The organism is Xylophilus rhododendri (assembly GCF_009906855.1).
GTDB classification, from domain to species: Bacteria; Pseudomonadota; Gammaproteobacteria; order Burkholderiales; family Burkholderiaceae_C; genus Xylophilus; species Xylophilus rhododendri.
In genome coordinates, this window is record NZ_CP047650.1 from 419808 (window position 1) to 431723 (window position 11916).

An 11916-nucleotide genomic window follows, 5' to 3' on the forward strand; every position below is an offset into this window, starting at 1 on the left:
TGCTCAGGCGAAAGTGGCCGTGGCCTGCATGGTGAGAAAGCCTTGGTGGTCCTGGCCCCAGAGGCGCACGGTGCGGCCGTCGTCCGAAGGCTGGCCGTTCACCGCGAAGGGGTGGATGTCGAAGGTGGGCCGCACGGCGCGGAAGTCGAAGCCCAGCAGGCGCCGGCCGGGCGCATGGCGGTGCAGCAGGTCGACCAGCAGGGTGGCGATCAGCGGGCCGTGCACGATCAGGCCGGGGTAGCCCTCGACCCCGGTGACATAGCTGCGGTCGTAGTGGATGCGGTGGCCGTTGAAGGTGAGCGCCGAATAGCGGAACAGCATCACCGGATCGGCGCTCAGGCCGCGCCGCCAGGCGGCGCCAGTCTCGGCGGGCGTGGGTGGGGGCGCGGTCTCGCCGGGCTGGGCGGCGGCGCGGTAGACGATGTCGTGCTCCTCGCTCAGCGCCAGGCCCTGCGGGTTGTGCACCTCGTGGCCGACGGTGACGAACATCAGCTCGCCGCTGCGGCCGGCCTTGTGCGCCACCGACAGGATGCGCGAGCGCCGTTCCACCGCCTGGCCGAGGCGCAAGGGGTTGTCGGCCTGCCACTTCAGCCGGCCGCCGGCCCACATGCGGCGCGGCAGGGGCACCGGCGGCAGGAAACCGCCGCGGCGGGCATGGCCGTCCTCGCCCAGTTCGTCCTGGCGGTGCTGGGGCAGGAAGTAGAGCCAGTGCCACAGCGGGGGCAGCTCGGCCGCGGGGTCTTGCGCGAGGAAGGCGCCGTCTTCCCGGTCCAGCGTGGCGGCCAGGCCGGTGACGGGAAAGGCGGTGATCAGATCGCTGGCGGTTTCGGCGCGGCCGGCCCAGCTCTTGAGGTGTTCGATCGTGGCCGTGTCCAGCACGGCGGCGGATGCGCTTGTGGCGAGGGTATTCATGAAGCCATGGTCCGCCCTGCCCCGCGCGCGCACAATCTGCGATTTCCCGAGCGAGCCTTCGCCAAATCAAGAGGCAGCCGCAGGCAAACCCTCTTGCCCCCGCCCATGAACTTCGACCTGCGCGACCTGCGCCTCTACATCGCCGCGGCCGAACTCGGCAGCCTGACCCGTGCGGCCGAGCGGCTGCACCTGTCGCTGGCCGCGGCCAGCGCGCGCATCAGGCAGCTGGAGGACCAGGCCGGCGTGGCCCTGCTGCAGCGCGAGCCGCGCGGCGTGCGGCTGCTGCCGGCCGGCGTGGTGCTGCTGCACCATGCCCGCGCCATGCTGCGCCAGACCGAGCAGCTGCGCGCCGAACTCGGCGAATACGGCGGCGGCGCACGCGGCCACCTGCGGGTGCTGGCCAACACCACGGCGGTGAGCGACTTCCTGCCGGAGATCCTGCCGGGCTTTCTGCGCGGCAACCCCGGCATCAATGTGGACCTTCAGGAAAAACCGAACACGGTGATACCGCGCGGTGTGCTCGACGAGAGCGCCGACATCGGCATCGTCGCCGGCCAGGTGGACACCCTGGGCCTGGAGCAGATCCACTTCAGCACCGACCGGCTGGTGCTGGTGACGCCGCTGCGCCACCGCTTCGCCAGGCGCAAGTCGGTGGCCTTCGCCGAGACCCTGGACGAGGACACCGTGGGCATGCAACAGGGCAGCACCCTGCACGCCTTCCTGGCCGGCATCGCCGATGGCCTGGGCCGGCGGCAGAAGCTGCGGCTGCAGCTGGGCAGCTTCGATGCCATGTGCCGGATGATCTCGGGCGGCGTGGCGATCGGCGTGCTGCCGGAATCCACCGCCCTGCGCCACCGGGATGCGCTGGGGCTGGCGCTGGTGCCGCTGTCGGATCCGTGGTGCGTGCGGGAACGCTATCTGCTCACCCGCGACCGGGCGCGGCTGGCGCCCTACGGCCGCGAGCTGATCGCGGCGGTCTGCCGGCATTTCGGCACGCCGGCTCCAGCCTGATTCAACGCGGGCCCTGCACGCCCAGGGACTTCATGTCGGTGATCCAGCCGGCCAGATCGCGCGCCACCCGCTCGGTCACGCCATCGACGTATTCGCCGGTGCTGCGGGTGCCGGGGTTGTCCAGCGCGTACTGGCCGGCCAGGGCCAGGCGTTTTTTCTGGCAGAGGGTCAGGGCCTTGTCGGCGGCGTGGCGGGGATTGCCCACCTTGGAGAAATTGTCCGGCAAGGAAAGCGCGGCGCAGACCCGGTATCGCTCGGCCGCGGCGCGCAGGCCCTCGCTGTCGGCGGCCGTGGGGTTCAGGGCGGCCGAGGCGCAGAAGCAATAAAGGAGCGGGACCAGGCCGAAGCCGGCGAGCCGTGGTTTCATGGAGAGGGCAAGGCCGAAGAACACGTGTCCATCACTCTAACAAGACGGCACTCCATCCCTGTGGATCATCCTGCCGAAACCTGCGGGCTTTGGCGGACTTGCTACATTCCCGCCCCATGTCGTTCCGCTGGGCCCTGATCGTGATGCTGCTTCTGCTGCCGCTGCAGTGGGGATTGGCGCAGGCGCACGATGCGGCGGAGGAGATCGCCGCGCTGGCCGTGGCCGCCGCCTCCGGCGAGGCATCGGAGCAGGCCCTCACCGCCGAGGGCGCGGCCCATGCGCAAGAGCCGGACGGCATCTGCCAGTTCCACGACCTGGCCCACAGCCTGGCCCTGGCGCCGGTCGGAGCCGGCGGCCGGGCCTGGGCGGCGTTGCCCGCCGCGCGCGTCAGCGGCACGGCCGCCGCTCGCCTGGCCGCGGGCCCGCCGGCCGATATCGACCGGCCCAAGTGGCCGAACCACGGTTCTTCCGTGGTGGAAGCCCCGGCAGCGCGCACCGTCCTCGGCTGAGGACCGCCGCCGCGCCGCGGCCCACCGAAGTCTTGTCGAACTTCGGAGTCTTCTTTTGTCCCATCCCCGTCATCCGGGGCGTGTCCGCCTGCGCCGTGCCAGCGCTGTTTCGGCCGCCCTGATTCTTTTGTTTGCCTGCGCGCCGTCCTGGGCGCAGGACGAGGCCGGCTTCGCCCTGGGCCTGGACACCGCCATCGCCCGCGCGCTGGACCGCAATCCCGAGATCGCCGCCGCGCGGCACGAGCAGCAGGCCAGCGAAGGCGCGCTGCTGCAGGCCGGCCTGCGGCCCAATCCCGAGATCTCCGCGCTGGAGGAAGACCTGCGGCGCGGCCGCCGCACCACCACGCTGCAGCTGAGCCAGCCGCTGGAGCTGGGCGGCAAGCGCCAGGCGCGCACCAGCGCCGCCGGGCTGCGCCGCGACCAGGCGGTGTGGGCGCTGCAGCAGATGCGCGCCGATGTGCGTGCCGCCGTCGCCGTGCAGTTCATCGAGCTGCTGGCCGCCCAGCAAAGGCTGCGGCTGGCGGCCGATTCGGTCGCCCTGGCCGAGAGCGCCAGCCGCGCCGCGCGCCAGCGGGTGGCGGCCGGCAAGGTGTCGCCGGTGGAGGAGACCCGCGCCCAGGTGGCCGAGGCGGCCGCGCGGGTCGAATCGCTGCAGGCCGAGGGCGGCTTGCGTATCGCGCGCCAGCGGCTGGCGGCGCTGTGGGGCGACATGCCGAATGCGGCGAGCGCCCCCCTGAGCGCCGCCGGCCGCCTGACCCTGCCGCCGGCCACCCTGGCCGATGCATCGCTGCAGGACCGGCTGGCCGATGCGCCCCTGCTGGCCCAGGCGCGTATCGAGCTGGACCGCCGCCGCGCCCTGGTGCAGGTCGAGACCGCCGCCCGGGTGCCCAACGTCTCGGTGAGCGTGGGCGCCAAGCGCCTGCAGGAAGCCGGCGTGACGCAGGCCGTCGTCGGCTTCTCGATGCCACTGCCGGTGTTCGACCGCAACCAGGGCAACCTGGCCGAGGCCCTGCGCCGCGAGGACAAGGCACACGACGAACTCGATGCCGCCACCCTGCGCCTGGCCACCGAGCTGGGCCAGGCCCAGGAAAGGCTGCGCTCGGCACGCGCCGAGGCCCGCACGCTGGAACGCGACGCCCTGCCCGGCGCCCGCCTGGCCTACGACGCGGCCGCGCGCGGTTTCGCGCTCGGCAAGTTCAGCTTTCTCGAAGCCCTGGACGCTCAGCGCAGCTGGTTCCAGGTGCAGGCCCAGGCACAGCGCGCGCTGGCCGAAAGCCTGCGCGCCGCCACCGAAATCGAACGGCTGCTCGGCGTGTCCGAGGAGCGCTCCGAACTCTCCAACGTCCTGCTGCCCTGAGCCACGGAGACACCATGCCTTTGCTTTTTTCCCGCATCCTGCAGGCTCCGCGCGCCCGGCGCCAGGCGCTCGTCCTACTGCTGATCCTGCTGCTCACGGCCGTGGCCGCCGTGCTCATCCTGCGCACCGGCACGCCGGGCGCCGAGCACGAAGAAGAACACCCGGCCGGTGAAAACCACCAGGAGCACCAGGACGAGCCGCATGCCGGCGAGACGCCCGGCCTGATCGCCCTGCCCGATGCCCAGCTCGCCGCCGCCGGCATCACCCTGGCCAGCGCCGGCCCGGCACGCATCGCCAGCAGCCTGCAGCTGCCCGGCGAGATCCGTTTCGACGAAGACCGCACCGCCCATGTCGTGCCCCGGGTGGCCGGCGTGGTCGACAGCGTGGGCGTTCAGCTCGGCCAGCAGGTGAAGAAGGGCCAGGTGCTGGCGGTGCTGTCGAGCACCACGCTCTCGGAACTGCGCAGCGAGCTGCTGGCGGCCAGCCAGCGCGCCGCCCTGGCCCGCACCACGGCCGAACGCGAGGAGCGGCTCTGGCGCGACCGCATCTCCGCCGAGCAGGACTATCTGCAGGCCCGCCAGGCGCGGCAGGAGGCCGATATCGCCGTCGCCAACATCAGCCAGAAGCTGCGCGCCCTGGGCGCCGCCACCTCGGGCGCTGCCGGCCAGCTGGCGCGCTACGAGCTGCGTGCGCCATTCGACGCCATGGTGGTGGAGAAGCATCTGGCACTCGGCGAATCGGTGCGCGAGGACGCCAATGTCTTCACCCTCTCCGATCTCTCCCATGTCTGGGCCGAGATCGCCGTGCCCGCCAGCCAGCTCGGTGTGGTGCGGGTGGGCGAGCCGGTGACCGTGCGCGCCACCTCCTTCGACCAGAGCGCCCGCGGCAGCATCGCCTATGTGGGATCGCTGCTCGGCGAGCAGACACGCACGGCGGTCGCCCGCGTCACCCTGTCCAACCCGCAGCTGGCCTGGCGGCCCGGGCTGTTCGTGACGGTGGAGCTGGAGCAGTCCGCCGCCGAGGTGGCGGTGAGCGTGCCCAGCGAGTCCCTGCAGACGGCGGACGGCCGCAGCCTGGTCTTCGAGAAGGTCGAGGGCGGCTTCATGCCGCGCCCGGTCACGCCCGGGCGCAGCGGCGGCGGGCGCACCGAGATCGTCCAGGGCCTGGCCGCCGGCACCCAGCTGGCCGGCGCCGGCAGCTTCGTGGTGAAGGCGCAGCAGGGCAAGGGCTCGGCTTCGCACGGGCACTAGGAGGCGGCATGTTCGAAAAAATCATCCGCACCGCCATCGCCCAACGCTGGCTGGTGATGCTGGGCGTGCTCGCCATGGCCGCGCTGGGCGTGTTCAGCCTGCAGCGCCTGCCGATCGACGCGGTGCCCGACATCACCAACGTCCAGGTCCAGATCAACACCGCCGCGCCCGGCTTCTCGCCGCTGGAGGTGGAGCAGCGTGTGACCTTCCCGCTGGAGACCGCCCTGGCCGGGCTGCCGGGGCTGCAGCAGACACGTTCGCTGTCGCGCTACGGGCTGTCGCAGGTGACGGCCATCTTCGACGACCGCAGCGATGTCTTCTTCGCCCGCCAGCTGGTCGGCGAACGCCTGCAGGCGGCGCGCGAAGCCATGCCCGCCGGCAGCAGCCCGGCCATCGGCCCCATCTCCACCGGCCTGGGCGAGATCTACCACTGGACGGTGGAGGCCGAGGAGAACGCCCGCCGCCCCGACGGCCAGCCCTACACGCCGACTGATCTGCGCGAGATCCAGGACTGGGTGATCCGGCCGCAGATGCGCACCGTCAAGGGCGTGACCGAGGTCAACACCATCGGCGGCTTCGCCCGGGAATACCAGGTCGCCCCCGATCCCGGAAAGCTGGCCGCCTACGGCATCGGCCTGGCGGCGCTGGTCGAAGCCCTGGAGCGCAACAACGGCAATGTGGGCGCCGGCTATATAGAACGCCGCGGCGAGCAGTACCTGGTGCGGGCGCCCGGCCAGCTGCGCTCGGCCGGGGAGATCGCCGAGCTGGTGCTGCGCAGCGTGGACGGCGTGCCGGTGCGCCTGCGCGACGTGGCCACCGTGGGCCTGGGCCACGAGCTGCGCACGGGTGCCGCCACCGACAACGGCCGCGAAGTGGTGCTGGGCACCGTCTTCATGCTGATCGGCGAGAACAGCCGCACCGTGGCGCGTGCGGTGGATAAGCGCCTGGCCGAGATCAACCGCAACCTGCCGCCCGGCGTGAAGGCGGTCACGGTGTACGACCGCACGGTGCTGGTGGACAAGGCCGTCGCCACCGTGCGCTCCAACCTGCTCGAAGGCGCGGTGCTGGTGGTGGTGGTGCTGTTCCTGTTCCTGGGCAACTTCCGCGCGGCGCTGATCGCGGCGGCGGTGATTCCGCTGGCGATGCTGTTCACCTTCACCGGCATGGCCAGCCAGAAGATCAGCGCCAACCTGATGAGCCTGGGCGCGCTGGACTTCGGCATCGTGGTCGATGGCGCGGTGGTGATCGTGGAGAACTGCCTGCGCCGCCTGGCCCATGCACGCTCGGCCGCCGGCCGTGCGCTGACGCGGCAGGAGCGTTTCGACGAGGTCTTCGAGGCGGCCCGCGAGGCACGCCGGCCGCTGATCTTCGGCCAGGCCATCATCATGGTGGTGTACCTGCCGATCTTCGCGCTGGGCGGCGTGGAGGCCCGGCTCTTCCACCCGATGGCGCTGACGGTGGTGATCGCCCTGCTGGGCGCGATGCTGCTGTCGATCAGCTTCGTGCCGGCGGCCGTCGCCCTGCTGATCCGCGACAGCGGACCCGAGACCGAAAACCGCCTGATGCGCCTGGCCCGCCGCGCCTACGCGCCGCTGCTCGACTGGACGCTGCGCACGCCCGCCGTGGTGCTGGCGCTGGCCCTGGCCTCGGTGCTGCTGGCGGGGCTGCTCTCCACCCGCCTGGGCACCGAATTCACGCCCAGCCTGGACGAAGGCGATTTCGCCCTGCAGGCGCTGCGGCTGCCGGGCACCAGCCTGAGCCAGTCGGTGGCCATGCAGCAGCAGATCGAAAGCACGCTCAAGGCGAAGTTCCCGGAGATCGAGCGGGTCTTCGCCCGCACCGGCACGGCCGAAGTGGCGGCCGACCCGATGCCGCCCAACATTTCGGACGGCTACATCATGCTCAGGCCCGAGGCCGACTGGCCCGAGCCGCGCCGCAGCCGGGCGCAGCTGCGGGATGCGATCGAGGAGGCGGTGGAACAGTTGCCGGGCAATGCCTACGAGTTCTCGCAGCCGATCCAGCTGCGCTTCAACGAGCTGATCTCGGGCGTGCGCAGCGATGTCGCGGTGAAGGTCTTCGGCGACGACATGGCCACGCTCGAAGCCACGGCCCAGCGCATCGCCGCGACACTCTCCCGCCTGCCCGGCGCGGCGGAGGTGAAGGTGGAGCAGACCAGCGGCCTGCCGATGCTGAGCGTGGAGATCGACCGGGCCAAGGCCTCGCGCTACGGCCTGAACCTGGGCGAGGTGCAGGAGGCGGTGGCCATCGCGGTCGGCGGCCGGCCGGCGGGGCTGGTCTTCGAGGGCGACCGGCGGTTTCCCATCGTGGTGCGCTGGCCGGATGCGGCGCGCAGCGATCCGGAAGCGATCCGGCGCCTGCCGATCGCCCTGCCCGCATCGGGCGAGAACCCTGGCCGGGCGCGCTTCATTCCGCTCGGCGACATCGCCACGCTGGAGACGGCCGCCGCACCCAACCAGTTCAGCCGCGAGGACGGCAAGCGCCGGGTGGTCGTCAGCGCCAATGTGCGCGGCCGCGACCTGGGCTCCTTCATGGCCGAGGCGCGCGAGTCGGTCGGCCGGCTGCCGCTGCCCTCCGGCTACTGGATCGGCTGGGGCGGGCAGTTCGAGAACCTGCAGTCGGCATCGCAGCGGCTGCGGCTGGTCGTGCCGCTGGCACTCGGCCTGGTGCTGGTGCTGCTGTTCGCGATGTTCGGCAATGTCCGCGACGGGCTGCTGGTCTTCACCGGCATTCCCTTCGCGCTGACCGGCGGGGTGCTGGCGCTGTGGCTGCGCGGCATACCGCTGTCGATCTCGGCGGCGGTGGGCTTCATCGCGCTGTCGGGCGTGGCGGTGCTCAATGGGCTGGTGATGCTGAGCTTCGTGCGCCAGGCGAGGCAGGAAGGCGCGGCGCTGGAGGTGGCGGTGCGTGAAGGCGCACTCTCGCGCCTGCGGCCGGTGTTGATGACGGCCCTGGTGGCGTCGCTGGGTTTCGTGCCCATGGCGCTGGCCACCGGCACCGGCGCGGAAGTGCAGCGGCCGCTGGCCACGGTGGTGATCGGCGGCATTCTTTCCTCCACCGCGCTGACGTTGCTGGTGCTGCCCCTGCTCTACCGGATGGCGCATCGCGCTGCGGAAAAATGGTCTGGCGCAGCACGGGAAAACCATGACGCATGAGCTTTTCCGAAATATTCTTCGCAGGCAACGGAAAAAAGCCGCTTCCACACGGATAATGCAACCCGTTGCGCGCGCCAGCTGCGCACCGCCAGTGATCGGATCGTTTCTAGCTACAGGGCATCTTGCTTTGGTTCGGGACTCCATCGCATATTAATCAGGTTCAATTGGGTCCTAATGGGCAAGAAACTCTACGTAGGCAATCTGTCCTACCAAATCCGCGACAACGATCTGCAAGATGCGTTTGGTCAATTCGGCGCCGTCGTCAGCGCACGCGTCATGATGGAACGCGAAACCGGCCGCTCCAAGGGCTTCGGCTTTGTGGAAATGGGCAGTGACGACGAGGCGCTCGCCGCCATCGAAGGCATGAACGGCAAGCAACTCGACGGTCGTGCACTCACCGTGAACGAAGCACGTCCGATGGAACCCCGTCCTGCCGGCGGCGGTTACGGCGGCGGCGGCCGCAGTGGCGGCGGTGGCGGCTACGGCGGCGGTGGTGGTGGTTACGGCGGCGGTGGCGGCGGCTACGGCGGCGGTGGCCGCAGCGGCGGCGGCGGTGGTGGCGGCTACGGTGGTGGCGGCGGCGGCGGTTACGGCGGTGGCCGTAGCGGCGGCGGCGGTGGCTACGGTGGCGGCAACAGCGGTGGTGGCGGCTACGGCGCCAGCAACTCCGGCGGCGGCTACGGCGGCAACGCTGGTGGCGGCTACGGTGGTGGCAATGCCGGCGGCTACGGCGGCGGCAATGCGGCCCCCCGCGGCGGCTACGGCCGTGACCGCGGCGGCGAGCGCGATCGCAGCGCCGGCGGCGAAGACGACAGCTACTAAGCTCTCGCTTCCTGCACAGACAAAAGGCTCTTCGGAGCCTTTTTCCGTTTTGGAACCCGTCGCTTTTTATCGGCCAGAATCGCGCATGAAAACCTGCTGCCTCGCACTGCGTTTGTTCCGGGCAATGGCCATCCAGGGCTGGCGGCCATGAAACATCCCCTGCCCTGGCTGGAGCCCGGCGACGGCTTTCCGCCCCTGGCCAGCGCCTGGGGGCCGGACGCCCCGGCGCCCGGCCTGCTGGCCGCCGGCGGCGCGCTCGACGTGGCCCATCTGCTGCGCGCCTACCGCTCGGGCATCTTTCCCTGGTTCAGCCAGGGCCAACCCATCCTGTGGTGGAGCCCCGATCCACGCATGGTGCTGCGCACCGCCAACTTCCGCCTGCATCGCTCCCTGCGCAAGACCCTGCTGGCCTTCGGCCAGACGCCCGGCTGCGAGATCCGTTTCGACCACGACTTCGCCGCCGTCATCGCCGCCTGCTCCGCCGCGCCGCGCGCCGGCCAGGACGGCACCTGGATCCTGCCGGAGATGGTGCGCGCCTACACCGCGCTGCACCGCGCCGGCCATGCGCACAGCGTGGAGACCTGGATAGACGGCGAACTCGCCGGCGGCCTGTACTGCGTGAACGTGGGCGGCGCGGTCTTCGGCGAATCGATGTTCGCGCGCCGCACCGATGCCTCCAAGATCGCGCTGGCCAGCCTGGTCGCCTTCTGCCTGGCGCAGGGCATTCCCACCATCGACTGCCAGCAGAACACCCGCCATCTGGCCTCGCTCGGCGCCGCCGAAATCGCACGGGATTCTTTCGCCGCCGAAGTAGCCGCCCGGGCCCGGGACCCGGCGCCCACGTGGAAATTCGAAACCGTATACTGGGATTCGCTCCTTTCCCGCCCGGCCACCGCGTGACGCAGCTCAAGGAACTTCCCCTCCACGCCTTGCAGTTCTACGCAACGGCGCCCTACCCCTGCAGCTACCTGCCGGACCGGCAGGCGCGCTCGCAGGTGGCCACGCCCGGGCACCTGATCCACAACGACATCTACAGCGAGCTGATCGCCAAGGGCTTCCGGCGCAGCGGCATGTTCACCTACCGGCCCTACTGCGACGGCTGCCAGGCCTGCCAGCCGCTGCGGGTGCGGGTGGCCGACTTCCACCCCGACCGCAGCCAGCGCCGCGCCCAGTCGCGCCATGCCGGCCTGCAGGAGCGGGTGCTGCGCCTGTGTTTCATCCCCGAGCACTACCAGCTCTACCTGCGCTACCAGAACGGCCGCCATGCCGGCGGCGGCATGGACCACGACAGCATCGACCAGTACACCCAGTTTTTGTTGCAGAGCCGTGTCAATTCGCGGCTGGTGGAGTTCCGCGAGCCGGCCCCGGAAGGCCAGCTCGGCACCCTGCGCATGGTGGCCATCGTCGATGTGGTGGACGACGGCATCTCCGCCGTCTACACCTTCTACGACCCCGACCCCGCCGCCAGCTACGGCACCTACGGCGTGCTCTGGCAGATCGCCCAGGCGCGCAGCCTGGGCCTGCCCTATGTCTACCTGGGCTACTGGATCGCCCAGAGCGACAAGATGCGCTACAAGACCCGTTTTCGCCCGCACGAACTGCTGGTGGCGGGCGAGTGGCGCGAGGCCCCGGCCGAGGCGCCGGAGCCCTCCGGTGACACCGGCTGATTTCACCTTATAAAATGCAGACCATCCGAAGGCTCCGTTTGGTTCGCCCATGAAAAAAACAGACAGCAGCGTTCCAGCCACCCCCAGCGTGCAGGTGCTCGAGCGCATGTTCTCGCTGATCGACGTGCTGGCCTCGCGCGAGGAAGCGATCTCCCTCAAGGAGATCAGCGAGCGCACCGGCCTGCATCCCTCCACCACCCACCGCATCCTCAACGACCTGGCGACCGGCCGTTTCGTCGACCGCCCCGAGTCGGGCTACTACCGCCTGGGCATGCGCCTGCTGGAGCTGGGCAACCTGGTCAAGGCGCGGCTGTCGGTGCGCGACGCGGCGCTGGGGCCGATGCGCGAGCTGCATCGGCTGATCCAGCAGCCGGTCAACCTCAGCGTGCGCCAGGGCGACGAGATCGTCTACATCGAGCGTTCCTACAGCGAGCGCTCCGGCATGCAGGTGGTGCGCGCCATCGGCGGCCGGGCGCCGCTGCATCTGACCTCGGTCGGCAAACTCTTCCTGGCGGCCGACGATGTGCAGCGGGTGCGCGCCTACGCCACCCGCACGGGCCTCGCCGGCCACACCCGCAACAGCATCACCGAGCTGCCGGTGCTGGAGCGCGAACTCTCCCGCGTGCGCCAGTACAGCACCGCCCGCGACAACGAAGAGCTGGAACTCGGCGTGCGCTGCATGGCCGCCGGCATCTACGACGACCAGCAGAAGCTGGTGGCCGGCCTGTCGATCTCCTCCCCCGCCGACCGACTGGACGAGGGCTGGCTGGCCAAGCTCGAATCCACCGCACGCGAGATCTCCGCCTCGCTCGGCCACCAGCCGCCGGCTGCGGCCTGAGGCCGCGCGG

At 70.9% G+C, this 11916-nt stretch carries 10 protein-coding genes and 1 pseudogene; 9 read left to right on the forward strand and 2 right to left on the reverse strand.

All coding sequences use genetic code 11. The features are described from left to right. Window positions 1-3: 3 nt before the first annotated feature. Window positions 4-912, reverse strand: coding sequence for an FAS1-like dehydratase domain-containing protein (locus tag GT347_RS01945; RefSeq protein WP_160550378.1), 909 nt, complete (start codon window positions 910-912; stop codon window positions 4-6). A 105-nt stretch (window positions 913-1017) separates the two neighbouring features. Here GT347_RS01945 and GT347_RS01950 point away from each other — a divergent pair, with 105 nt between their 5' ends. Continuing rightward, complete coding sequence (locus GT347_RS01950) at window positions 1018-1923, forward strand: LysR family transcriptional regulator (protein WP_160550379.1); 906 nt, start codon at window positions 1018-1020, stop codon at window positions 1921-1923. A gap of 1 nt (window position 1924) precedes the next feature. Here GT347_RS01950 and GT347_RS01955 read toward each other — a convergent pair whose 3' ends face one another. Next, entirely contained in the window at window positions 1925-2290 is a 366-nt protein-coding gene (locus GT347_RS01955) for a hypothetical protein (protein ID WP_160550380.1), read from the reverse strand. Between the two features lie 116 nt (window positions 2291-2406). On the opposite strand from GT347_RS01955, the gene GT347_RS27350 reads away from it, so the two are divergent. The 8 genes and pseudogenes from GT347_RS27350 to GT347_RS01990 all read left to right on the forward strand — a co-directional run bounded on the left by GT347_RS27350 (window position 2407) and on the right by GT347_RS01990 (window position 11906). Beyond that, complete coding sequence (locus GT347_RS27350) at window positions 2407-2799, forward strand: hypothetical protein (protein WP_229722612.1); 393 nt, start codon at window positions 2407-2409, stop codon at window positions 2797-2799. A 55-nt stretch (window positions 2800-2854) separates the two neighbouring features. Then, window positions 2855-4156, forward strand: a complete 1302-nt coding sequence (locus GT347_RS01960; RefSeq protein ID WP_229722613.1) for a TolC family protein — start codon at window positions 2855-2857, stop codon at window positions 4154-4156. 14 nt (window positions 4157-4170) lie between these two features. Beyond that, window positions 4171-5406 carry an efflux RND transporter periplasmic adaptor subunit gene (locus tag GT347_RS01965; protein ID WP_160550382.1) on the forward strand — a complete coding sequence of 412 codons (1236 nt, stop codon included), beginning with the start codon at window positions 4171-4173 and terminating at the stop codon, window positions 5404-5406. Between the two features lie 8 nt (window positions 5407-5414). Further along, window positions 5415-8579, forward strand: a complete 3165-nt coding sequence (locus GT347_RS01970) for a CusA/CzcA family heavy metal efflux RND transporter (protein ID WP_160550383.1) — start codon at window positions 5415-5417, stop codon at window positions 8577-8579. A gap of 174 nt (window positions 8580-8753) precedes the next feature. Beyond that, window positions 8754-9308, forward strand: a pseudogene (locus GT347_RS01975) (RNA recognition motif domain-containing protein); the annotation flags it as partial. Window positions 9309-9548: 240 nt separating this feature from the next. After that, window positions 9549-10301 (forward strand): leucyl/phenylalanyl-tRNA--protein transferase, encoded by a 753-nt coding sequence (aat, locus tag GT347_RS01980; RefSeq protein WP_160550385.1) that lies wholly within the window; start codon window positions 9549-9551, stop codon window positions 10299-10301. Further along, window positions 10298-11068 carry an arginyltransferase gene (locus tag GT347_RS01985; RefSeq protein ID WP_160550386.1) on the forward strand — a complete coding sequence of 257 codons (771 nt, stop codon included), beginning with the start codon at window positions 10298-10300 and terminating at the stop codon, window positions 11066-11068. The genes aat and GT347_RS01985 overlap by 4 nt, the downstream gene beginning before the upstream one ends. 49 nt (window positions 11069-11117) lie before the next feature. After that, window positions 11118-11906 carry an IclR family transcriptional regulator gene (locus GT347_RS01990; protein WP_160550387.1) on the forward strand — a complete coding sequence of 263 codons (789 nt, stop codon included), beginning with the start codon at window positions 11118-11120 and terminating at the stop codon, window positions 11904-11906. Window positions 11907-11916 lie beyond the last annotated feature (10 nt).